The sequence below is a fragment of the Amycolatopsis ultiminotia genome, assembly GCF_039536925.1.
Lineage (GTDB): Bacteria > Actinomycetota > Actinomycetes > Mycobacteriales > Pseudonocardiaceae > Amycolatopsis > Amycolatopsis ultiminotia.
On sequence record NZ_BAAAZN010000030.1, the window covers coordinates 73,427 to 94,758 of the forward strand.

The following is a 21,332-nucleotide window of genomic DNA, read 5'->3' on the forward strand; positions in this document are numbered from 1 at the left end:
CGACAAGACTGCTACGCCAACCACTTCCGCACGTTGCTGTCGCCGCACTCACCTTCTGCGGCGCCTGCTCCGGGTGGTCTGCGGCCCGTACCGGGCTGGGGCTGCCTCGCGATACCGGGCCCGTGCAGGCGTTCCACCAGTTCGTCGAGACGCACGGCGAACGAGATGCGGAAAAACCGTTCGTCCTCGCGCCAGTCCGGTCCGAGCACCTGGCTCAGCCGGGCCAGGCGCTGCAGGATGGTATTCGGGTGGAAGGTCAACTCGCGTGCGGTCCGGGTCGGACTGGCGTTGTTGTGCACGAACGCCCTCAGCGTGGTCATCAGGTCGGTGCCGTTTTCCCGGTCATGGCCGGATACGAGCCCGATCGTCGCATCGAGAAACGCGCGCAGGTGGTGGTCTTCCGGCTCGAACACCGCCACATACGGTTGGTAGTCCTCGCCGGCGGCGAGGACATCGTCGATCCCGAGTGCGGTGAGCAGCCGGGCGGTGCGCCGGGCGGCGTCGAACGCGGTGGCGAGAGTGGCCGCGGTCGTCGCTGAGCGTACCGCCAGTACCGTCGTGGCGAGGGCGGACGCGACACCGGAGTAGAGCGAGCGGACGTCCCCCGCCGGCCCGCCGGCGAGGAGCACAACCACGAAATCTTCGTGCCTGCCGACCAGTCCTGCTCCGTCCAGAGTGGACCGGAGCACGCGGACGGCATGCTCCCGATGGTCGGCCGGGACCACGAACAGGACCAGCTTGGCCACCTCGCCGTGCGGAAAACCGAACCGTCGCGCGCGACGCTCCACATCGGAGCGCCGTTCCGGCGCTGCGCCGAGCAGGTCGCGGACGAGCTCACCTTCACGGCGGTGTTCAGCGTCGATCGCGTTTTGGTGTTTGAGTGCAAGAAGGGTGCACAGCTGCCCGGCGTGCTCGACCGAGCGGTGCTCGGCCGCGTCGAGCCCGGAATCGCCGCCGACCAGCAGCACGCCGAAGTGCCGTGAGCCCACCGACAGCTCGGTGACGGTGTCCGGGCTCGCGGACGGTGGCGGGCCGGCCGTGGCGACGGTCTCGTGGTATGCGTCCAGCACGGCCACCGGGCGGTCGAGTGCACCGGCCAGCGTCTCCACGACCCTGGTGAACCCGTCACCGTCCAGTGCCGCCTGCGTCAACTGGTCACGTAGGGCGTCGGCCTGCTGCTGTTCGGCGAGCCGGCGGGCGAATGTGTCGAGGTCGTGCAGCTTCCTGGCGATCCGCAGCAGCACGGAGGCGTGGTCGGCCAGCGTGGTGAGCAGCGCGATCTGTTCGGGCAGGAAGACGTGTTCGTCGCGGGTGCCGACGAACAGCACCCCGAGCAGCTCACCGCCACTCAGCATGGGCACGCCGAGCAGGGAGACAACGCCTTCGGCCGCGAAGGCTCCGTCGAGGGACCGTTCGTACCGGTTCGTCTGCGTCCCGCCGCGGTCACCGTGGCGGGACAGCCATTGGTCGTACCGGCCGACCCAGTGCGCGGTCCGGGTTTCGGCCACGATGCCGGCCAGGCCGTGCCCGGTCGGCACGGCCAGATCCCGGAATCGGCTGCCGGCCACTCCGGCGGCCGTGCGGACCCGGAGCCGTCCGTCGCCAGGGTCGGCCTCCGAGAGGTAGCTGACGTCCGCGTCCAGCATGTCGTGTACCTGCTGAACCAGCCGTTCGAGCAGCACCGTGGTGTCGGATGTTCCGGTGAGTTCGCGAGTGGCGGCGGCCAGCACGGTGAGCTCGTGCTTGCGACGACGCAGCCGGGCCTGATCCCGGTTCGTCCGGTGTACCTGATCGATGATCCTCGTCTCGGCCGCCGGGGTCAGTGCCAAGGCGGCCAGGGAATCCGCCAGCTCACGGGGGGTCGTCTCGTACTCGGCGGACGCGGCCCGGAGCACGGACAGGATCGCTTCGGCACGGCCGGAGTCCTCGTGGGTGCCGATCATCGGTTGCTCTCCGGCGCCGCCGAAACCGGGCGTGCCTCCGGTGCCCGCAAGCCGGTGGACGCTCACTTCGGGATCCCGCCACGACGCATCGCGGCGGCGAGTTCCGGTGACGCGAATTCCTCCGCCGGATCCTCGAGCGCGGCGAGCACTGCGGCGAAGTCCGCGCTCGGCTGGCCCTGGCTCAGTTTCGCCTTCGCCACCACCCGGCCCGGTGCGAGCCGGAACCCGACCACGAACGGGGCCAGCCGGTCTACGTAACCGCGGACTGCGTCCAGGTCGAACGGCTGCGATCGCCGGGACTCGAAGTGGTCCTGGGTCAGCCGGAGCGCGTCCAGCGTGTCCGCGGCGTCCAGCAGCTCCGGGGTGCCGTGCAGGTGGGCGACCACGAAGTTCCAGGTCGATACCCGGGGAGAGCTGGGGTACCAGGCTGCGCTGATGTATCCGTGCGGTCCTTGCACGATGAGCACGGTTTCGGCCTCCCCGAGGCGGTGCTCGTCGGCGTCGGCGCGCGGGAGGTGGCCCAGCACGGTGGGGCGGTCCGGCGCAGCGCGTGGGTCCGGCACCACCGGGAGGTGGGAGACGACGAGGCCGCAGGCGGTGGTGCTGACCAGCGTCGCCCAGGGGTGGGCGGCCACCAGCCGGGTGAGGTCGGCCGTGGTGCCGGGCCAGTCGTGTTCAGGGCGTCGGAGCATGTGCACAACGTGCCCGCGCGGACAGGTCCGGGACCATGTGGTGCGGCCTCAACCTCGGGCACCTGATTGTCGGCCGGCACAGGCCTGCCGGTCATCGGTGCAGTGCGGCACGCACCTGCAGCCAGGTCACCAGGGTCTCGTCCCCGTCGGCAAGGTCGATGCCGAACATCTCGTCGAGCCGCCGCATCCGGTAGCGCGCGGTGTTCTCGTGCACGTGGAGGGCTTCCGCGGTCGCCGCCACGTCACCGGCGCAGCCGAGGTGGACCAGTAACGTGTGCGCGTATTCGGTGCCGTGCTCCGCGTCGTGTTCCAGCAGCGCGCTCACCTGCGGCAGCACCAGCAGGTCGTCGTCGACGGGGCGGCCCGCGCCGAAAGCGGCCAGCACCACTGCGCTCCGGACGTCGTCGAGAGTCGCGACCCGTTCGGAACGTGCGCGCAGCACATCGGCGATCTGTTCGGCGAGATGGTGCGAACGAGCGGCGTCGGCGAGGGGAAGCATCGGCCCGATGCCGACCACCAGTTCGACACCGCCGGCGCGGCGGGCGGCGGCGACCAGATCGGTGCCGAGCTTGTGCAGGCGCGCGATCTGGTGCCGGACCTGCTCCCCGCCGTTGCCGGTGCTCGGCAACGCGAGGGTGATCGAGCCGCGTTCGAGCACGCTGGCGGCGGCCGGATGCCAGTAATCCGCGTAGAGACCGGCCAGATCGGCCGCGCGGGCGGTGACGGCTTCGGCGTTTGCCGGTGGGGTGCCGGGTGCGGGCCGGACCGTGGCCATGGCGACCGGGGTCGTCTCGGGCACGCCGAGCGCGGTGGCGGCGGCGCCGGCCATCGTGTGTCCCGCGACGAGCCCCCGCACCGCTTCGCTGCGCCGTATCCGGTCGTGGTCGTGCCGGCCCACGCCTGCGCGCAGCAGGTGCAGTGCGGTCGCGTGTGCGGCGTCGACCAGCACGTGGTCGGCGTCCTCGACGAGCCGGGGCCGGTCGCAGAGCACGAAGATCACTCCGAGCACCCGGTGGCCGGCGCGGATCGCGACAGCCATCCGATCGGCGTAGGCGGGGTGCGAGCTCTCGAACTTCACCGGGCCCGGACCCCGGATGATCGCCCGGTATTCCTCGTCGTTCGTCGGCCGTTGCGGGGTCTGCCGTTCCAGGATCGCCAACCGCCGGATCTCGTCGATGCCCTGGCCGGGAAGGTTGGAATAGGCCAGTATCCGGCCCGAGGTCTTCTCGATGGTGACCGGGCCACCGAGCGACGCCGCGATCGAGTTGGCCAGGGTGAACAGATCGCCGGACACCGCGTCGCCGTGGTCGGGGCCGATCCGGACCGGTGCCGTGCACACCGCCGTCACCATGGCATCCAGTTGTCGCCAGGCGGTGTCGTCCGAGGTGATGAGCAGAGTGACGCCCAGCTCCTCCGCCGCGCGTACCGCCTCCGCGAGGTCGGCGCCCCAGCTCTTGACGACCACCGCCCGGCCACCCGCGTCGGCGACCCGCGCGAGCGCATCGCCGATGCGCGCGACGGACTCGCGGCCGCCGGTGAGCAGCACCAGCTCGTCGGTGAGCCCGGAAATCGGCTCGTCAGGGCCCACTACCATCGGCTCGCCGATGGGCAGATCGAGCGTCCTCGTCTCGCTCGCGGCGGGACGCAGGAACAGTGCGCCCACGGTTTCCAGGATCTCGCGCAAGGTGACCGTCGGTGGCTCGGATTCGGGCACGAGCACCTTCGTGCTCTGTGCCACCACCTCGCCGATCCCCATCGGGGGCAGGGTAGTCACGTGACCAGGTATCGGCTAGTGGCCTGGCACAACTGCCCGCGCCGGAGTGCGTGCCCGGCGCCAGAGACGGGCCGGTGCCGCGCTGCCAGCGTGGGCAAGGTGAACACGAAGGCCCCGGTGCCCAGCTCCGCCGCCGACCGCGAGATCCTGCCCGCGACCGTGTGCCGCGTCCGCCGGATCACCCCGCATCTGCATTCGGTGACCGTTCGGGGGCCGGACCTTGCGCGGTTCGAACCGCTCGGCTTCGATCAGGCACTGCGGCTGTTCCTGCCCAAGCCCGGACAGGACGGGCTGCGGCTGCCGGTGGTGGGCCGCGACGGCTGGCTCGCGGCGTTCCGGGCCATGCCGCAGGACCAGCGTCCGCGAGCACGGATCTACACGGTTCGCGCCTTCTCCGCCGCCGCGGGTGAACTCGAAATCGAGTTCGTCGTGCACGGGGAACAGGCCCCCGCTTCGCGCTGGGCACTTCGTGCGCGGCCGGGAGACCGGCTCGGGCTGCTCGCGGAAGGAGTACGTTTCCGGCCGCCGACCTACGCGGGCACACACCTGCTCGTCGGTGAGGAAAGCGCGTTGCCTGCGATCCTCGGCGTCCTCGAATCGGCGCCGCCCGGCTGGCGGGCGGACGTGCTGCTCGAGATCCCGTCCACAGCAGACATCCGGGGCCTGCCTTCGCGCTCCGGCGTCGACGTTCGCTGGCTCCCCCGCGACGACGAGCGCCGGCGGCCGGGGGACCTGGCCCTCGACGCGCTCCGGGCGCTGCCGCAACCGAACCCGCTGCCCACTTATGTTTACCTGGTCGGTGAACGTCGGCTGGTGACCGATGGACGCCGGCACGTGATCCGGTCGTGGGGCCTCGATCCCGCGATGGTGGAGTTCGTCGGCTACTGGCGTTACGGCGAGCCGAGCGCGGGGTGACCGGGTTCAGAGCGTGCCGGCGAGGTGCGCGGCGGCACCGATCACCGCGGCGTACTGGACGGTGACGAGCTTGCCGATCGGAATGGGCTCGAGCTGGATGGCGGCGGCATCCTCGTCGAGCCAGGTTTCGTACCGCGCGGCGATTGCCGCCGCGTGGACCCGGACCGGCTCGCGCACGTTCCCCATGGCGATCTCTCCCTGCAGGACCCGGTTCACCATCCCGGCGAAGCGCAGGCGATGGGCGTGCAGGCTGTTCCCGAGCGAGCGCACCTCCGCGACGGTCGCCTCGCGGTCGGACTCCGGCCGGCCCGCCCTGGCCAGGATGCTCCGCCCGCTCGGCTCCTGCACGCGGGCGAACGCACTGCCCGCCGTCCACAGCGGCGACGACGGTGCCAGCAGGTGCCCCTCGACGTCGTCCACCGCCCGGGTCAGTACTTCGCCGAGTTCGACAACCCCCTCACCGAGCCGGGTGAGGCTTGCGGCGTAAGAGATTCCGGATGGCGTGTGGTCGTCCGCCGCCGGGTCGGACCAGTAGGGAAGTTCGGACAGCACGGTGAACGTGCCATAGCGCGCGGAGTACATCGTCGTGCTGCCACCGTGCGGTGGCCAGGGTATACCGGCGGCGGTCAGCCGCTCGTGGAAGCTCTCGGCGTCCGGGCTCAGGAAGATCGCCTGGTCGAGGGGCACGGCGATCGGCGACTCCGGCTCGCCGCCGTGCAGCGGGATGCCGATCGACTGCGGCACCGCCTTGAGCACTCCGTGCAACCTCGGCTCGGCCCGGCTCAGGTAGTAGAAGGCGCCGCCGAGCTCACCGTTGTGCAGTGCGGCGAGCAGGGCCGGCCGGTGCTGGTCGATCAACCGCATGAGCGCCTCGGTCTCCGGGATCGGCCGGTCGTGGTACACCTCGCCGACCGCGACCGGAAACGTCCACTCGACCTGCTCGTCGCCCTCCGGGCGGTAGAAGTGCCGGGCGTAGTGCGCCCTGGTGAACGGACCGGCCAGCCATCCCTCGTTGAGCCGCAGCCCGTCCGGATCGGCGCAGACCACGATGTGCCAGGTGTGCGCGAGCCGGGCACGAAGCGCCGGGTCGGCGCACAGGCGCCGGGCCAGGTGGAGTGCGGTGAGCCCGCCGATCGGCTCGTTCGGATGGGGCAGCCCGACCACCAGTGCGCTCGGCCGCTGCACGTCCTCGGAGATGGTCAGGCACCACAGGGGTTCGCCCTGGCGCGAGGTCCCGACGCGGTGCAGCGCGGCGCAGTCCGGGTATTCCCGCGCGATCGCGTGCACCCCCGCCACCAGAGCGTCGACGCCGGCGAAGGCGTCGTATGCGGGCACGGTGGCCAACTCGGTGGACAGCCACACCGGGATCTGCTCGGAGTGGACGGTGTCGGTGCCGGCTGCGGTGTTGGTCATGCGTCGATCGTGGCCGCCGCACCCGTGCCGGCACCATTGTCGATCCGACGAGGAACCGCTGCGGTGGTTGTGGGTACCGACAATGCCCGCCGGTACTACCGGGCCCGGCTGCCCTCCGGCGGCTCCAATGGCAGGTGACAGGCCACCGCGTCGCCGCCGGCCGCGGCGACCAGCGGGGGACGCTCCCGGGTGCAGACGGCCGCGGCCGAAGCACAGCGGGTCCGGAACGAGCAGCCGGACGGGGGAAAGACCGGATCCGGTGGCTCCCCGCTGATCGTGGCCGGCCTGCCCTTTGCGGCACGGTCCGGCTGCGGTTTGGCGGCGTAGAGCGCCCGCGTGTAGTGGTGCCGCGGCCGGTCTTCGATCTCGCCGGACGGCCCCTGCTCGACGACCCTGCCCAGGTACATCACCGCCACGCGGTGCGCGACATGGGTGACCACGCCGAGGTCGTGCGAGACGAACACGTAGCCGAGCGCGAGTTCGCGCTGCAGCCGGGCGAGCAGGTTGACCACCTGCGCCTGGACGGAGACGTCGAGCGCCGAGACCGGCTCGTCGAGCACCAGCACACGCGGCTGGAGGGCGAGCGCCCTGGCGATCCCCACCCGCTGCCGTTGCCCGCCGGAGAACTGGTGCGGCAGGCGGTCGGCGTGGCCGGGGTCGAGGCCGACCAGCTCCAGCAGTTCCAGGACCCGCTGCCGCCGTTCGCTGCGGTTGCCGCGCCGGTGCACGACGAGCGGCTCGGCCACACTCGCGCCGATCGGCAGGCGGGGGTCCAGCGAGGAGTACGGATCCTGGTGCACCAGCTGCACGTCGCGCAGTGCCCGGCGCCGCTCGCGGCGGGAGAGCGCGTCGAGTTCGCGACCCAGCACCTCGACCCGGCCGCGGGTCGGGCGGAGCCGGCCGGTGAGCATGGCCGCGAGGGTGGACTTGCCGCATCCGGACTCTCCCACGATCCCGAGCGTCTCTCCGGCCGCCACGGCAAGGTCGACCTCGTAGACCGCGGTCATCCCGCCGCTCCGGCCGGGGCGCCACCAGTCGCCACCCGCCGCGAGCGGATAGTCCTTGCCCAGCCCGGTGGCCCGCAGCACGGCCTCGCCGTTCGGCACGGTCATGACACGAGCGCCGGTTCGGCCGGACGGTCCCCGGTGTGGTGGCACCACACGTGCCGGCCCGCTTGCAAGGGCACCGCGGGCGGGGCCACGCGGCAGATGTCGGTGGCCTTCGGACAGCGCGGCCGGAACGCGCACCCGGTGCCCAGCTGCGTCAGTTCGGGTGGTTGCCCGCCGATGGCGGGCAGGTCCTGCCCGCGGTGCTCCGGCCGCGGGATCGAAGCCAGCAGCGCCTTGGTGTAGGGATGGCCGGGTGCGCCGAGCACGGTGTCCGCCGGACCGTACTCGGCCGACCGGCCGGCGTACATCACCAGCACCTCGTCGGCGACGGTGGCGACGACACCCATGTCGTGGGTGATGAACATCAGGGACATGCCACGCTCCTGTTGCAGATCGAGCAGCAGCCGGAGGATCTGCGCCTGCACCGTCACATCGAGCGCGGTGGTCGGTTCGTCGGCGATCAGCACTTCCGGGTCGAGCGCCAGCGTCGCGGCGATCATGACCCGCTGCCGCATACCGCCGGAGAACTGGTGGGGGAACCGGCTTGCCGCCCGCGCGGGCCGGGGAATGCCGACCTGGCCGAGCAAATCGACGGCGCGGGCACGTGCGGCGCGGCGAGACAGCCCGCGATGCACCCGGCACCCCTCGGCGATCTGGTACCCCACCGGCAGTACCGGATTGAGTGCGGCCTGTGCGTCCTGGAAGACCATGCCGACCACCGGTCCCCGGATCGCCCGCCGCCGAGCGGGCCGCATGGCGAGCAGATCCGCCCCGTGCACCGCCACCCGCCCGCGCGGAACCCGGGCACCGTTCGCGGGCAGCACGCCCATGATCGCGCGCGCGGTGGCGCTCTTGCCGGACCCGGATTCGCCCAGTACGGCAAGGGTCCGGTTGGCGTACAGGTCGAAATCGAGACCGGAAACGGCCGGGGCCCATCCCTGCGGCGTCCGGAATTCCACGCACAGATCGCGCACCGACAGCACCGGATCGCCGGTCGGACTGGCATTCATCGCACACTCCTGCCGTGTGTCGGGTGCAGCCGCCGACGTATCGCCTCGCCGAGCTGCACGAAGGACAGCACCGTGATCGAGAGGAACAGCGCGGGGGCCAGCAGCAGGTGGGGATGCTGGCGGAAGGTCAGCTGGGCCGCGTTGAGCTGCACGCCCCAGGAGATGGCGGGCTGCCGCAGGCCGACCCCGAGGAAGGTGAGCGCGGACTCGGCGGTGATGACGCTGCCGACGGCCAGGCTCGCCAGCACCAGAACCGGCGCGATGGAATTCGGCACCACATGCCGCACCATGACGCGCAGGCCCGCGGCGCCGTACCCACTGGCGGCGCGGACGAAGTCCCGGTCGGCGACCGCGAGCGCGGACCCGCGCATGATGCGGGTCATCGGCGGCCAGCTGAACAGCGCGAGGACGGCCGAGACGGTGCACACGCTGCGCTGTCCCAGCATGGTGAGCACGATGACCATGCCCACCAGTGCCGGGAACCCGAAGACGATGTCCATGACGCGGCTGATCAGGGTGTCGACCCAGCCGCGGTAGTAGGCGGCCAGCGTCCCGAGCAGCACTGCGATCACGAAGATCGCCGCGGTGACCAGAAGGCCGATCAACACCGAGGAACGGGTGCCGTGCACGACGTTCGCCCACAGGTCGCAGCCCTGCTCGTCGAAGCCGAACGGGTGGCCGTTGCGGGCCCCGCCCCGGCTGTTGCCCAGATTGCACCGGTGCGGGTCGCCGTTGCCGAACGCACCGGCGAGCGGTTCCGGTGCGATCGCCACCGCGAGGATCACCAGTACCGGGAGCGCGTGCAGCACCAGCCGCCACGGCACCCCGCGGCGGGTGTCGCGGGCGCGGGCGGGCACCTGCTCAACCGCGGCGCTCAAGGCTCACCCTCGGGTCGAGCACGCCGTAGGTCAGGTCGACGAGCAGGTTGATCGCCAGGAACACGAGGACCAGCAGGCTTCCGATGCCCACGATGACCGGGCCGTTCTGTTGATCGATGGCGTTGAACATCGTGTATCCCAATCCGGGGATGCTGAAGATCCCCTCGATGAGTACGACACCGCCGAGCATCCCGCCGAGGCTCAGGCCGAGAACCGAGACCACCGGGATCAGCGAGGCGCGCAGCACGTGGCGCACGGCGATCCGGGTCGGCGAGAGCCCCCTGGCGATCGCGGTGTCCACGAACTCGGCGTACCGGTTCTCCAGGATGCCGGCCCGGGTCAGCCGGGCCAGTTCCGGTACGCCGAAGGCGGCCAGGCACGCAGCGGGCAGCAGGTACGACGACGGCCACCCCTCGCGTACCCCGGACGTCGGGAACCAGCCGAGTTCCAGTCCGAGTGCGATCTTGAGAACGTAGGCCAGCACGAAGAACGGCACACCGAGCGCCAGGGTGGTGATCCCGAGGACCAGCCGGTCCCCGATGCCACCCGGCCGGCGCGCGGCGAGCATGCCGAGGCCGATGCCCGCGACGGCCATGATCGTCCACGCGGTCAGCGCGAGGACCACCGTGATCGGCCAGGCGCGGGCGATCTGGTCCGCGACGTCGATTCCGCGCAGGTCCTCGCCGAAGTCGCCGTGGAACAGTCCGCTCAGGTAATGCCAGTACTGCGCGGGGAGGGAGGCGTCGAGGTGGTACCGCTGCGTCAGCTCGGCCCGGACTGCCGGCGACAGGTTCTGCTTCTCGCCGGCCAGCGCCGCGAGCGGGTCACCCGGCAACGCGTAGACCGCAGCGAAGATCAGGAAAGTCGTCCCGAACAAGACCGGGACCATGCCGAGCAGGCGCCGGACCAAGTAGCCCAGCATCAGGGTTTCCTCAGCGAAGCCAGGTTGGGCGCGCCCAGCAATTCGGGCACGACCCCGGTGATCCCGCTTTCGTGCAAGATGCCTGCCTTCGGGTAGTACAGCGGCGTCAGCGGGATCTTGCCGAGGCCGACGCTGGCGGCTTGTGCGGCCAGCGTCCCGGCCCGCGCGTCCGTGCCTGCCGCGCCCGCCGCGGCGAGATCGTGCTGGAACTCCGGATCGGCGAATGTCGTCATGTTGAGCTCGCCGTCCTTCGACAGCAGCGCCTTGACCTGGGCGTAGACGTGCGGGTAGGCGGCACCGGAGTAGAGCATGAACGGTCCCTTCGCCGAATGGGAGTCGAGGCCCTCGTAGAGCTGGCTGATCGGAACCGTCTCGATCCGGGCGTCGATACCGAGGTTGTCGTGCAGCTGGTTGGCGATCGCCTGAAGCACCCGCTCGGTTTCCGGGCCGGCATAGGTCTGCAGGACCAGTTCGCCTTGCCATCCGCCCGCGGCCCGCAGTGCGGCCCGTGCCGCCCCGGGGTCGTATCCGCAGGGACAGCGCACTTTCTCCGCACCGGCCAGCATCGCGGGCCCGAGCCCGTCCGCCACCGAGCCGTCGCCTTCGAGCAGTCCGTCCACAATGGACTTTCGGTCGATGGCCAAGGAGATCGCGCGGCGGATCCCGGCGTTGGCGAACCGCTTGTCGTAGAGGGGGAAACCGAGATACACCAACGACGGCAGCGCGGCGTCGACGAGATCGCCGGGCTCCTCGTCGGCTGCGACGCTGAACTCGTCGCCGTCGAGGAACGCGACGTCGATCTGGTCTGCCTGGAAGTCGGTGAACAGGGTTCCTGCGCTCTGGTAGACGCGCAGGTCGACGTTGGCCAGTCCGGCCGGCCGGCCGGCGTACCCGGGGTACCGCTCGAGCGCGATGTCCTGCTCGCCGAGTTCCCAGCCGCCGTTCGCCGCGCGGAAGGGACCGTTGCCGACCGGCCGGGTGGCGAATTTCTTCGGGTCGGCGGCCGCCGCCGGGGTGATCGGTGCGAATGCGGTCGAGGAGAGCTGGTAGGGCAGCAGGCGGTTCGGTGCGGAGAGGGTGACGTCGAGGGCGTAGTCGTCCACCACGTGCACGCCGGACAATGCCGTCACCGGCTGCCTGCCCTTCTTTTCCCCGTCTGGCGGGTTCATTTCGGCGTACCCCGCGAAAACCGACATCTCGGCGTTGTTCGTCATCACGTTGGCCGGATCGGCGGTGGTGTTCCACGAGTCCGCGAAGGACCGTGCGGTGACCGGACTGCCGTCGTGAAAGGTCCAGCCGCGCTTGATCCGGATCCGCCAATGCTGCTGGTCCTCGGTGGTGATGCTCTGCGCGACCTCGTCGGTCAGCTTGCGGGCGCGCGGGTCGTAGCGGGTGAGCGGCGTGAAGAGTGCGTAGTCGAGGTCGCTTCCCTGGCTCATCCCGGGAAGCACGTCGGTCACCTCGGACTCGTAGATGGCGACCACGACGGCGCCCGGGACGACGGCCCGGCTGGAGAACCCGCAGCCCGCCAGTCCGCTCGCTGCGACGGCGAGACCGGCGAACACGGCGGTGCGCTGTCGCCACGACCGGCGAAACGTGCCATCCTGGCTGGTCATCAGGCCTCCTTGCCGGGACCACCGAGTGCCCCGATCCTGCGCCGCCACGACCGGCGGAGACACTGGAGAAGCCACCAATATCGGCCGGATCCGGTTGTCGGCACGAACAGGCGCCGTGCGCAACCGGCCGTGCGGTCGATCTGCCGAGCGGAGATCGGGCACACCATCTCACCGGATGGGTGTGCCGATGACCCATGGACCGCACGGCGTGCGCTTGTCTAGGTTGACCGGCGGGGTCCGTCCACACGGGACGAATCTCGGACAGGGGGTGCAGAATGGGCTCGGGCACCGAGTTGCGCAACGCACGGTTTCTCGGCGGAGATGATCGCTTCGATCTGCGTGTCGAGGGGGGCCGGATCACCGCCATCACACCGGCTGGTGCCGTCTCGCGCACCGGCGGAGAAACGGTCGATCTCGACGGGCGCATCCTGACCCCCGGGTTGTGGGACGAGCACGTGCACTTCACGCAGTGGACGACCCAGCGCAGCCGCTTCGATCTGACCGGCACCGCCGGCGTGGCGGACGTATTCGAGCGGGTGCGCGCGGTGCTCCGCCGTGGCGAACACTCCGCCGGTTCGATCGTGACCGGTTACGGTTTCCGGGACGGCAGCTGGCCGGCACCTCCGACGCTGCGGGCACTCGACGAGGTCACCGGCCCGGTTCCGGTCGTGCTGATCAGTGCGGACCTGCACTGCGCGTGGCTCAACTCCGCGGCCGCGGCCCGCCTCGGTGCGCAGCCGGATCCCTCGGGGATCGTGCGTGAGGGAGAGTGGTTCGCGCTCGGCCCCGAACTGGCTGCGGCCTCCCCGCCGACCACCGCCATGTTCCGGGACTCGGCGGAAGCGGCCGCGCGACGCGGTGTCGTCGGCGTCGTGGAGTTCGAGAACACCGACAATCTCGGGCAGTGGCCGGAACGCGTCGCTGCCGGCGTCGACAGTCTCCGGGTGGAGGCCTCGGTCTGGCCGCATCGTCTGGACGGCGCGATCGCCGGCGGGCTGCGCACCGGTGCGGTGATCGAACCCCGGGGCCTGGTCACCATGGGCAGGCTCAAGGTCGTCGTGGACGGATCGCTCAACACCCGCACCGCGCTGTGCTGGGATCCCTACCCGGGCCGGGAAGGGCACGGTGCACACGCCTGCGGGATGTCGAGTGTCCCGCCCGGCGAACTACGCGTACTGCTCGAGCAGGCCCATCGGCACGGGATCGCCGCCGCGGTGCACGCCATCGGCGACCGGGCGAACTCCGAGGTCATCGACATTTTCGAGGAACTCGGAATTGCCGGCACGATCGAACACGCGCAACTCGTGCGCGCCGACGACTTCTCCCGGTTCAAGCGGCTCGGCCTGGTTGCCAGCGTGCAACCCGAGCACGCCATGGACGACCGCGACATCGCCGACCGACATTGGTCCGGCCGCACTGATCGTGCCTTTGCCTACGGTTCACTGCACGCGGCGGGCGCAACACTGCGATTCGGCTCGGACGCGCCGGTGGCGCCGCTGGATCCGTGGTTCGCCATCGCCGCGGCGACGACCCGTACCCGCGACGACCGCGCCCCCTGGCATCCGGAGCAGCGCGTGCCGCTCGACCTGGCCCTGGCCGCGAGTATGCGCGGACGGACTCGACCGGTGGCCGGAGACCTCGCCGACCTCACCATCCTCGACGACGATCCCGGCACCGCAACCTCCGAACGACTACGGAACATGCCGGTAGCGGGCACCTTGCTCGGCGGCCGATGGACCTGGCGCGGGCTCTGAGCCCGCCGGTGCAGGCGGTTCCGGCGACGCGTAACCGGAATTCGGCGCGCTTTCCGCATTCGGCGTGCTTTCCGCACGCTCCGCGGGGAGATCGATCACCGCCCCGTCCAGACCCAGTTCCGTGAGCACCGCGCGGGTGTCCTGCCCGGTTCTGGGCGCGTGCCGCCGGAAACGGGTACCGGTTGCCGAGAAGCGAGCGGGCGGGCTGACGTAGCGGTAGGAGCCTTCCGTCGGATGTTGGCGTCCACGAGCAGGTGGCGTTCGCGCACGTACGGGTCGGTGGTGGCCGCGTCGAGCCGGAACAGCCGTTCGGCTGCGATGCCGTGGCGGCCGCAGTAGCCGATCCAGTGCTGAGTCGATTTCGTCGCCAGTACCGCGGACAACGAGGCCATGAGCTCGTCCGGGCCGGCGGTTTCGGCAGCCGGAGCCGCGAACCGCGGTCCGGGCGATACCGCAGCCGTGTCCACGTCGGCGAAGAAGTTTTCCCAGTCCCGTCGGGTATACGGCAGTACACTGATCCAGCCGTCGGCAGTCCGATGTGGACCACGACCCGCCGCCAGTACGCGTGGCCAGCAGTGCATAGGCGACGCTCAACCCGCAGACCTTGTCCGCGAGCACCGTCGGTAGGTATCTCGGATTGCCTTCGGCGAGCCGGAACATGTCGGCCGTCCCGGAGACGGCCTGCACGGTGTCGTCGTAACCCGGTCGCTCCGCGCAGCTGCTCCCGGTGCCGTACGCCTGGGCAGTGCAGACGATCAATCGTGGGTTGAGCGTCTGCAGTGTTTCGACGTCCAGCCCGAGGCGCGCACGCGAGCCCAACCGGAGATTCGTCACGAGGCATCCGCCCGCGCCAGCAGTGCGCACAGCGCAGAGTGCCCGTCCGCGTCGCCGATATCGAGTACCACACCGCGCTTGTGCAGGAACAAACCGGTGAAACTGCGCTGCTTGCCGTGTTCGACCCATAGCGGCTCGAACGGATGTGGGTCGCAGCCGCGCGCAGCCGGCACAGCGTTCGATTCGTGCCCACGCTCTACGCCTGGCTTCCCTCGTATGCCGGTGCGAGCGCGTCGGCGATTCTGGCCCACCGGCCGGATCCGGAGCGGCGCAGGCGTTACGAACGTACGCTCGAACCGTTCACGAAGACGACGATCATCGTTCCGGCAGAGCTGGTCCTCGCCAAGATTCGCACTGCCGGATACTCGATCAGCGAAGACGAGGTAAACCTGGGAGCGACTGCGGTGGCCCGCCTGCAAAACCGCCGACCGCGATCACAACCTGCACACGCCAACGACAATCTCGCCACCATCAGCAACACACAGATTCCGCTATACGAGCAAGGGGAAATGAGTAAGGGCGTTGGTGTTCTCGCCCGCAAGCCAGTACGCCGAGGGAACCGGCAGCGGAGCCGGGGACGCGTACGGTGCTGCCGCCCACGCGAGTTTTCCCGCGGACGTCGGGACGAGCTCGACGGCAGTGTCCAGGGACGTTGGCGCGCCGGTTCCAGTGGTGCCAGGCGGCACTGTCGGCGACGGGCATGGTGAGGTAGGGGACGCGGAAGGCACGACCACCGGTTGTGTGACCCTCGTGGCCGAGGGGAAAGACCCGCGGTTACCAGGGTTCTCGCGGACGATCAGTGGCGGGCTTCGTCGGCGTCACGCTCACCGGTAACCGGGGCGTCGGCGGCGGCTCGTACGCCGGCGAGCACGATCGCGCTGACCCGGTGCGCGTCGGCGCGGGTGAACGTGCGGGAACCGCGGCTGACGAACAGCTGGACGGGCCCGGTGAGCATCGTGCCGAGCAAGGAGAGGTCGACCGCGGGCAGTTCGCCGCGCTCGACTGCGGCCTGCAGCCGGTCTCGCAGACTTGCCAGCCGCCGGTCGAACACCTCGTCGACGATGGCCCGCAGCTCGGGGTCCTCCCGCGCCGAGGCCACCACGGTCAGCAGCGCCCGGCCTTCCGGGCTCGTGGTGGCGGTGGCGAGGGCTTCGAGGAAGTCGACGAGATCTGCGTCGATGTCGCCCGAGTCGTGCAGGGGTGCGGCGTCGGCGCCGAAGGTGGCGAGCGCGTCGGCGACCAGCGCGGTGCGGTTGGGCCAGTTGCGGTAGACGCTGGTCTTGTTGACCCCGGCGCCCTCGGCGACCTGGTCGTAGCGCAGCCCGCCGATCCCGTCGCGGGCGATCAGCTCGGCCGCGGCCTCGAGAATCCGGCGCCGCACCCGGGCGGTGCGCCCGCCCGGACGCCGGGCCGGTTCTCGCTTGGATCTGTCCTCGGCCACGGACGGCAGCCTACAACGGCTGCGCCGCGCGCAGCCGGGCGTTGCGTGCCTCGATGGCCTCCCAGGTGGCGGGGACCACGAGGTCGGCCCCGCCGTGCGCGAACTCCTGCGCGGCCGTCGCGTGGGGGCGCAGGCGCTGCTCGTAGGCGCCGAAGGCGGCATCCAGGTCCTCGCCGTGGCGACCGAGCTCCTCGGTGAGCGCCCACGCGCCGAGCAGGGCCAGCGAGGTGCCGCGCCCGGCCATCGAAGTCGCGCAGTGCGCGGCGTCCCCGATCAGCACGACCCGTCCCCGGTGCCAGGCCGGCATGTGGATCTGGGCGATCGCGTCGAAGTAGAGCTCGGGATCGCGCTGGGCGGACTCGATCAGCTCGGGGATCTTCCAGTCCTCGATCCCGGCGAAGGCCTCGGCCAGGATGCGCTTCTGCGCGGCCAGGTCGTGGTAGTCGTAGTCGATCGGGTCGGACCGGAACTCGAAGATTCCCAGCGCCTTGTCGCGGTAGCGGGCCACGCCGGCGAAACGCCCCGGCAGGTTGAGGACCTCCGATACGCGGGCTTCGCCGGGAGTCGCCTGACCGGGTGCATCCCCGATCGCGACGTACACCCCGAGGGGCTCGCTGAACTCCTTCTCCGGGCCGAACACCAGCCGGCGCACCGCCGAGTGCACCCCGTCGGCGCCGACCACGATGTCGTAGGCGGCTTCGCGGCCGGAGGCGAAGGTGATCGTGACCTGGTCCCCGTCGTCGGCCAGCGTTGCGATGGACTCCTCGAAGCGCAGGTCGACCTGCTCGGGCAGAGCCTGCCGCAGGATGGTCATCAGGTCCTCGCGGGGGAGCTCGAGGTCCTCGGGGGTGTCGTTGATCTCCTGTGTCACCAAGGGGGCGATGGCCGCACCGGACCGGTCGACGAACATCGTCTGCTCGGTCATCGTGATCCGGTGTTCGTGCACCGCGTCCAGGATGCCCATGCTGCGCGCGGTCTCGAGCGCGTCGCCGCGCACGTCGATGGGCGAGCCGTTGACGCGCAGGTGGTTCGCCCGCTCCACGATCTCCACCGTGTGCCCGGCCCGTGCGAGGTTGATACCCGCACACAGCCCAGCCGCTCCTGCGCCACTGACCAGGATCTTCACCATGTCTCCCCTCGGGTCCCTGTACCAACGCCGCAACTATAGCAAAAAAGTGTTGCTTTAATGTCGGAAGGGGACTCTCGGGCAGGACGTGACCCGATCGTGTTGCGGTTGACCGCGGGGTCGGTACCCTCGCCGATCTCGTCGGCCACGTCGGTGGTCTCGGTATCGAGCCCAACGGAAACGGCGCCGGGACGCCGGACCGCATCCTCGTCTCGCCGGCATTGACGGCGGCACCACCTGTCCGGTGCGGGCGTCGGCACGCTGCTCGCGATGGGCGGCCGTTTGCGCGCGGCCGAACAGCTGATCGTCGAGTCGGGCAACGAGATCGGTTGTCGCCGCTGATTTCTCGGTGGACACCACGGTGGATCAAGGCTAGCTTGAAGCAACGATACGTCTCTTTAAGGAGGTGAGTCTTGTGGAGTCCACCTATCCGAGCGCTCCGGGCGACACCCTGGTGTTCGAGAACGACCGGGTGCGCGTGTGGTCGATGACGCTGGAACCGGGCGGCATGTTCGACTTCCATCAGCACCACTACGACCACGTGGTGCTGTGGCCGGACAGCGGGCAGGCCGAGGCGCAGAATCTCGGCGACCCCGGCTGGGGGATCTCGCTGGCCGCCGAACCGGGCTTCGTGCTGTTCCAGACGGTCGGCACCGCGGAGCCCCTTACCCCGCACCGCATCCGCAACGTGGGTGACACGGCGGTCACGCACTACATCATCGAGTTGATCAGCGAGCGATCGCCGAGTGAGCAGCGCCTGCCCGGGGAGACCAACGGCCGCGGGACATTCGTCGACGGAAACTCCGGAGGGCAGCAGTGAGCACCGAGCTGGGCACGGTCAAGGCCGGCGAGATCGAGATCGCGTATGCGGAATCCGGTGCCGGCGAGCCGGTGATTCTGCTGCACGGCGGCGAAAGCAGCCACATCCAGTACGACACGTTCCGGCCCCTGCTCGGTGCCGGGATCCGCGCGATCGCCTACGACCAGCGCGATTCCGGAGCGTCGGTCAACCCGCCCGACCCGTACGGCATCCCCGACCTTGCCGAGGACTGCGCCGCGCTGATCAGGGGACTCGGGTACGAACGGGCGCACATCTTCGGAGCCTCGTTCGGCGGCTTCATCGCCCTGCAGGTCGCGGTATCGGTGCCCGAGGTCGTGCAATCGCTGACGGTCGGCACCACCTTCTCCGACGGCTCGGCCCTGCAGGCACCCGTGGCCGCCGAGATCGTCGAACTGTCGCCGTCGCAACGGGATACGCAGATGCTCGCCTTCGCCCTGTCCGAACGCGGGCAAGCGGACGAGAAGATGGTGGCCGAACTCAAGTCGATATTGGTCCACCGCTCACCGGAGGCGGACGCGCGGCGACTGGCCGCGGTCCCTGGCTTCGACCTCACCGCAGGCCTGCCCGAGATCACGGCGCCCACCCTGCTCATCTACGGCGAGGACGATCCTGTAGCCCGTCCCGAAATCGGCCAGAAGATCGCCGACGCGATCCCCGGGTCGAGGCTGGAGGTGATTGCCGGGGCGCGGCACGGAATCACCATGGAGTTCGCGCAGGAAACTGCTCGGCTGCTCCGCGATTTCGTGCTCGCCCACCCGTCGCGGTAGGAAACCCGGCTCGGGCGTGACCCCGGGATGTTCAGCTGTGGTTGGCAAAGGAGAGAAATGACCGAGGTGGCACCGAATCGCGGCGGTTGGACACCGCCTGACTGGCGGGCGATGTCCGGCGATGAGCTTCGCGAGCATCTTGAACAGATGGAGGCGCTGGCCGCGTCGTATAAAGATGCGTACGAGCGCAATCGCGGCGGCGCGGTCGAGGACAGGGCCGCGACGATGGAGAATCAGCTGATTCCGAGCGATGCGGCACGGGTGTGGCGCAGCTACACCGTCCCCGGCCAGGATCAGGAGGTGCCATGGTCGGCGCACACAGCGGGTTTGTGGCCGCTTATGCAAGCCTATACCGACGTCCACCATGAGGACGTGACCTACCAGCCGTTCCCGGGCGGTTTCGTGTTCCAGTGCATTTATTCCTTCACGGCTTCGGATGGGACCGAGGTCAGGATTCCGGCGGCACTGGTCTGGTACGTCGACAGCGATGGACGAGTTGTGCACATCAACGAGCACTTCGAATCGCATAATGCCGACAAGTGGGTTTCCGTACTGGAATCCTGATGTGGCGGGTCATCAGTTGGTGCACGACCGGTCATGCCGCGAGCACTGCGTGACCGGGGACGGAATCACGATGGAGTTGGGTGTCTATCGACATGACCGCGCCACCAACCGGCTCGACGTGCTGCGCGAACCCGCGGTGCGGTTCGGCGGCGTGACCGTGCCGGACCGGTGGGCCAGGTCGGAGGACGGGACCTCGTCCGAGAAGGCACCGACTATCCCGTCGTGGATCGCGCAGGAGACCGAATGGCTGGCATTTGTCCTGAACGAACTCGGTGTCCGCCGGTGAGGGGCACCGCCGGGGAGGTCCGCGATGGCCGGCGAAGACCTGCAATCACTCGTTGACGAGCTCGCCGAGCAACTGCACCGCTCGGTGGCGATCGATGATCCGGCGGTCAAGCTGCTCGCGGTCAGCCGCCACTTCGGCGACGAGGATCCGCTGAGGGTGACCGCGGTGCTGAACCGTTCGCTTCCGGACGAGCTGACCCGCCCGCTGCTCGAACTCGGCATCTCGACGTGGACCGAGCCGGGTCGGGTCGAACTCGACGTCCCCGGTTCGAAGGCCCGGCTGTGCGCCCCGGTCCGCTCCGCCGGCCGTCTCCTCGGATTCCTGTGGCTGATCGACGACGGACCGGTCCACCTCACCGAACACGACGTCGAGATGGCCGCCCGGACCGCAGCCCGTGCCGGCGTCGTGCTCCACCGCGACCTGCTCGTGCGCGAACGCTCCCGGGCCCGCCGCAGGTCGATCCTGCGCGAGTTGGTGTCCGTGGACGAGGCGATTAGGGCGGCGGCCGCGGAGGAACTGCGCGCCGAACAGCTGTTCGGCGAACAGCCGATGCACTACCAGGTCATCGCTGCGCACCACTGCCCGGTCACGACCGCCGAGGCAGCGCCGGACATGGCTGCGGAGATGGCGGACATGGCAGTGGAGGTGGCCGTCGAGGACGGGTTGCGTGCCCTGCCGGAGGGTGCCGGGTTGGTCTTCGCGCACCGATCGCGGGCCTGGCTGTTGCTCGCCCGGCCGCAAGAACCGACAACGCGGCTTCTCCACGCCGTCGGGCAACGCATGACGGCGCGATTCCGCGCCCTCAGCGGCCCGCGCACCCGGTTGGCGGTGGGCATCGGCGCACCGGTGACGGATCTCGGGCTGGTGGTCGGCTCTTACCGCCAGGCGCTGCTCGCCGTGCGCGCGGCGCGGCTCATCCCGGCCGTCGGTGCGGTGGCTCGATGGGGATTCCTCGGCCCGTACGACATCCTGCTGCGCATGCCGAGCGACGAGTTGGCACGGGCGGCCGACGTACCGGCGTTGGCGAGGCTCCGGGCCGCGGACAACGATCAGCAGGTACTGATGGGGACGCTGGAAGCCTTTCTCGACAACGCCGGCGACGTCAAGCGCACGGCGGACCTGATCTGCGTGCACCGCGGCACGCTCTACCACCGGCTTCGGCGCATCGAGCAGCGGACCGGCTGCAGCCTCGACGCCGGCGACGATCGGCTGATGCTCCATCTGGGGCTCAAACTCCGCAGACTAGCGGCCGCCGACCGCTGCCAGGACGAGCCATCGGCCTAGGTGTACTGCCCGGGGAGGTTGGGGACGTGGCTGGCGGGTGAGTGTCCGCTGAACGGTGATTGCGCTGGCAGCAAAGAAGATCTGGGAGCGCTGCCAGAACGCGACCGCGGTTTCCTTCTTCTCGTCGGGCAGGATTTCGCTGTAGGCGGGTCGGGAATGATCG

The 21,332-nt window shown here is 70.1% G+C and carries 21 protein-coding genes and 2 pseudogenes; 8 read left to right on the forward strand and 15 right to left on the reverse strand.

Translation table 11 applies throughout. The features are described 5' to 3' along the window. Nucleotides 1–11: 11 nt before the first annotated feature. From ABD793_RS40250 to ABD793_RS40260, 3 genes are all read right to left on the reverse strand, one after another. Nucleotides 12–1,943, reverse strand: a complete 1,932-nt coding sequence (locus tag ABD793_RS40250) for a helix-turn-helix domain-containing protein (protein WP_344868928.1) — start codon at nucleotides 1,941–1,943, stop codon at nucleotides 12–14. Nucleotides 1,944–2,005: 62 nt separating this feature from the next. Beyond that, nucleotides 2,006–2,635 (reverse strand): FMN-binding negative transcriptional regulator, encoded by a 630-nt coding sequence (locus ABD793_RS40255; RefSeq protein ID WP_344868929.1) that lies wholly within the window; start codon nucleotides 2,633–2,635, stop codon nucleotides 2,006–2,008. Nucleotides 2,636–2,726: 91 nt separating this feature from the next. Then, a complete protein-coding gene (locus tag ABD793_RS40260; RefSeq protein ID WP_344868930.1) occupies nucleotides 2,727–4,391 on the reverse strand; it encodes a PucR family transcriptional regulator in 1,665 nt (554 codons plus the stop codon). A 117-nt stretch (nucleotides 4,392–4,508) separates the two neighbouring features. Between ABD793_RS40260 and ABD793_RS40265 the strand changes: the two genes are divergently transcribed. After that, nucleotides 4,509–5,324, forward strand: a complete 816-nt coding sequence (locus ABD793_RS40265) for a siderophore-interacting protein (protein WP_344868931.1) — start codon at nucleotides 4,509–4,511, stop codon at nucleotides 5,322–5,324. A gap of 6 nt (nucleotides 5,325–5,330) precedes the next feature. Here ABD793_RS40265 and ABD793_RS40270 read toward each other — a convergent pair whose 3' ends face one another. The 6 genes from ABD793_RS40270 to ABD793_RS40295 form a co-directional block, all read right to left on the reverse strand. Beyond that, a complete protein-coding gene (locus tag ABD793_RS40270) occupies nucleotides 5,331–6,737 on the reverse strand; it encodes a M14 family zinc carboxypeptidase (protein ID WP_344868932.1) in 1,407 nt (468 codons plus the stop codon). 95 nt (nucleotides 6,738–6,832) lie between these two features. Next, nucleotides 6,833–7,849 (reverse strand): oligopeptide/dipeptide ABC transporter ATP-binding protein, encoded by a 1,017-nt coding sequence (locus ABD793_RS40275; RefSeq protein WP_344868933.1) that lies wholly within the window; start codon nucleotides 7,847–7,849, stop codon nucleotides 6,833–6,835. Then, complete coding sequence (locus ABD793_RS40280; protein ID WP_344868934.1) at nucleotides 7,846–8,856, reverse strand: ABC transporter ATP-binding protein; 1,011 nt, start codon at nucleotides 8,854–8,856, stop codon at nucleotides 7,846–7,848. Before ABD793_RS40280 ends, ABD793_RS40275 begins: the two co-directional genes overlap by 4 nt. Next, nucleotides 8,853–9,734: an ABC transporter permease gene (locus ABD793_RS40285; RefSeq protein ID WP_344868935.1), complete on the reverse strand. Its 882-nt coding sequence runs from the start codon at nucleotides 9,732–9,734 to the stop codon at nucleotides 8,853–8,855. The genes ABD793_RS40280 and ABD793_RS40285 overlap by 4 nt, the downstream gene beginning before the upstream one ends. Beyond that, complete coding sequence (locus ABD793_RS40290) at nucleotides 9,718–10,656, reverse strand: ABC transporter permease (RefSeq protein WP_344868936.1); 939 nt, start codon at nucleotides 10,654–10,656, stop codon at nucleotides 9,718–9,720. The genes ABD793_RS40285 and ABD793_RS40290 overlap by 17 nt, the downstream gene beginning before the upstream one ends. Then, nucleotides 10,656–12,272 carry a peptide ABC transporter substrate-binding protein gene (locus ABD793_RS40295; RefSeq protein ID WP_344868938.1) on the reverse strand — a complete coding sequence of 539 codons (1,617 nt, stop codon included), beginning with the start codon at nucleotides 12,270–12,272 and terminating at the stop codon, nucleotides 10,656–10,658. The genes ABD793_RS40290 and ABD793_RS40295 overlap by 1 nt, the downstream gene beginning before the upstream one ends. A 275-nt stretch (nucleotides 12,273–12,547) precedes the next feature. On the opposite strand from ABD793_RS40295, the gene ABD793_RS40300 reads away from it, so the two are divergent. Then, complete coding sequence (locus ABD793_RS40300; RefSeq protein WP_344868939.1) at nucleotides 12,548–14,026, forward strand: amidohydrolase; 1,479 nt, start codon at nucleotides 12,548–12,550, stop codon at nucleotides 14,024–14,026. A gap of 95 nt (nucleotides 14,027–14,121) precedes the next feature. Here ABD793_RS40300 and ABD793_RS42930 read toward each other — a convergent pair whose 3' ends face one another. The 3 genes and pseudogenes from ABD793_RS42930 to ABD793_RS40305 all read right to left on the reverse strand — a co-directional run bounded on the left by ABD793_RS42930 (nucleotide 14,122) and on the right by ABD793_RS40305 (nucleotide 15,033). Continuing rightward, complete coding sequence (locus ABD793_RS42930; protein ID WP_425548851.1) at nucleotides 14,122–14,607, reverse strand: CoA transferase; 486 nt, start codon at nucleotides 14,605–14,607, stop codon at nucleotides 14,122–14,124. Nucleotides 14,608–14,653: 46 nt separating this feature from the next. Continuing rightward, nucleotides 14,654–14,890 (reverse strand): annotated as a pseudogene (locus ABD793_RS42935) (CoA transferase); the annotation flags it as partial. Further along, entirely contained in the window at nucleotides 14,857–15,033 is a 177-nt protein-coding gene (locus ABD793_RS40305) for a hypothetical protein (RefSeq protein ID WP_344868941.1), read from the reverse strand. The pseudogene ABD793_RS42935 and the gene ABD793_RS40305, both read right to left, overlap by 34 nt. Between ABD793_RS40305 and ABD793_RS42940 the strand changes: the two genes are divergently transcribed. Beyond that, on the forward strand, nucleotides 15,004–15,567 hold the full coding sequence (locus tag ABD793_RS42940; RefSeq protein ID WP_425548852.1) for an IclR family transcriptional regulator domain-containing protein: 564 nt from the start codon (nucleotides 15,004–15,006) through the stop codon (nucleotides 15,565–15,567). The two genes, ABD793_RS40305 and ABD793_RS42940, sit on opposite strands and share 30 nt — an antisense overlap. Before the next feature lie 89 nt (nucleotides 15,568–15,656). On the opposite strand, the gene ABD793_RS40310 is transcribed toward ABD793_RS42940, so the two are convergent. Beyond that, nucleotides 15,657–16,301 (reverse strand): TetR/AcrR family transcriptional regulator, encoded by a 645-nt coding sequence (locus ABD793_RS40310; RefSeq protein ID WP_344868942.1) that lies wholly within the window; start codon nucleotides 16,299–16,301, stop codon nucleotides 15,657–15,659. 10 nt (nucleotides 16,302–16,311) lie between these two features. Continuing rightward, a complete protein-coding gene (locus ABD793_RS40315) occupies nucleotides 16,312–17,430 on the reverse strand; it encodes an FAD-dependent monooxygenase (protein ID WP_344868943.1) in 1,119 nt (372 codons plus the stop codon). Between the two features lie 412 nt (nucleotides 17,431–17,842). Here ABD793_RS40315 and ABD793_RS40320 point away from each other — a divergent pair, with 412 nt between their 5' ends. From ABD793_RS40320 to ABD793_RS40340, 5 genes are all read left to right on the forward strand, one after another. Further along, entirely contained in the window at nucleotides 17,843–18,247 is a 405-nt protein-coding gene (locus tag ABD793_RS40320) for a hypothetical protein (RefSeq protein WP_344868944.1), read from the forward strand. After that, nucleotides 18,244–19,035 carry an alpha/beta fold hydrolase gene (locus ABD793_RS40325; protein ID WP_344868946.1) on the forward strand — a complete coding sequence of 264 codons (792 nt, stop codon included), beginning with the start codon at nucleotides 18,244–18,246 and terminating at the stop codon, nucleotides 19,033–19,035. The genes ABD793_RS40320 and ABD793_RS40325 overlap by 4 nt, the downstream gene beginning before the upstream one ends. Nucleotides 19,036–19,092: 57 nt before the next feature. Beyond that, nucleotides 19,093–19,599: a hypothetical protein gene (locus ABD793_RS40330; RefSeq protein ID WP_344868948.1), complete on the forward strand. Its 507-nt coding sequence runs from the start codon at nucleotides 19,093–19,095 to the stop codon at nucleotides 19,597–19,599. Nucleotides 19,600–19,669: 70 nt separating this feature from the next. Further along, a complete protein-coding gene (locus tag ABD793_RS40335) occupies nucleotides 19,670–19,885 on the forward strand; it encodes a hypothetical protein (protein WP_344868949.1) in 216 nt (71 codons plus the stop codon). Nucleotides 19,886–19,909: 24 nt separating this feature from the next. Continuing rightward, nucleotides 19,910–21,169: a helix-turn-helix domain-containing protein gene (locus ABD793_RS40340; RefSeq protein ID WP_344868951.1), complete on the forward strand. Its 1,260-nt coding sequence runs from the start codon at nucleotides 19,910–19,912 to the stop codon at nucleotides 21,167–21,169. A 36-nt stretch (nucleotides 21,170–21,205) separates the two neighbouring features. Here the strand turns inward: ABD793_RS40340 and ABD793_RS40345 are convergent. After that, nucleotides 21,206–21,332 (reverse strand): annotated as a pseudogene (locus ABD793_RS40345) (IS481 family transposase); the annotation flags it as partial.

Excerpts from the sequence above, each read along its gene's own strand:
- ABD793_RS40270 (WP_344868932.1), bottom strand. The coding sequence starts at position 6,737 with ATGACCAACACCGCAGCCGGCACCGACACCGTCCACTCCGAGCAGATC.
- ABD793_RS40340 (WP_344868951.1), top strand. The coding sequence starts at position 19,910 with ATGGCCGGCGAAGACCTGCAATCACTCGTTGACGAGCTCGCCGAGCAA.
- ABD793_RS40280 (WP_344868934.1), bottom strand. The coding sequence starts at position 8,856 with ATGAATGCCAGTCCGACCGGCGATCCGGTGCTGTCGGTGCGCGATCTG.
- ABD793_RS40335 (WP_344868949.1), top strand. The coding sequence starts at position 19,670 with ATGGAGTTGGGTGTCTATCGACATGACCGCGCCACCAACCGGCTCGAC.
- ABD793_RS40250 (WP_344868928.1), bottom strand. The coding sequence starts at position 1,943 with ATGATCGGCACCCACGAGGACTCCGGCCGTGCCGAAGCGATCCTGTCC.
- ABD793_RS40255 (WP_344868929.1), bottom strand. The coding sequence starts at position 2,635 with ATGCTCCGACGCCCTGAACACGACTGGCCCGGCACCACGGCCGACCTC.
- ABD793_RS40275 (WP_344868933.1), bottom strand. The coding sequence starts at position 7,849 with ATGACCGTGCCGAACGGCGAGGCCGTGCTGCGGGCCACCGGGCTGGGC.
- ABD793_RS40330 (WP_344868948.1), top strand. The coding sequence starts at position 19,093 with ATGACCGAGGTGGCACCGAATCGCGGCGGTTGGACACCGCCTGACTGG.
- ABD793_RS42930 (WP_425548851.1), bottom strand. The coding sequence starts at position 14,607 with ATGCACTGCTGGCCACGCGTACTGGCGGCGGGTCGTGGTCCACATCGG.
- ABD793_RS40315 (WP_344868943.1), bottom strand. The coding sequence starts at position 17,430 with ATGGTGAAGATCCTGGTCAGTGGCGCAGGAGCGGCTGGGCTGTGTGCG.
- ABD793_RS40300 (WP_344868939.1), top strand. The coding sequence starts at position 12,548 with ATGGGCTCGGGCACCGAGTTGCGCAACGCACGGTTTCTCGGCGGAGAT.
- ABD793_RS40295 (WP_344868938.1), bottom strand. The coding sequence starts at position 12,272 with ATGACCAGCCAGGATGGCACGTTTCGCCGGTCGTGGCGACAGCGCACC.
- ABD793_RS42940 (WP_425548852.1), top strand. The coding sequence starts at position 15,004 with ATGTGGGTCGCAGCCGCGCGCAGCCGGCACAGCGTTCGATTCGTGCCC.
- ABD793_RS40290 (WP_344868936.1), bottom strand. The coding sequence starts at position 10,656 with ATGCTGGGCTACTTGGTCCGGCGCCTGCTCGGCATGGTCCCGGTCTTG.
- ABD793_RS40260 (WP_344868930.1), bottom strand. The coding sequence starts at position 4,391 with ATGGGGATCGGCGAGGTGGTGGCACAGAGCACGAAGGTGCTCGTGCCC.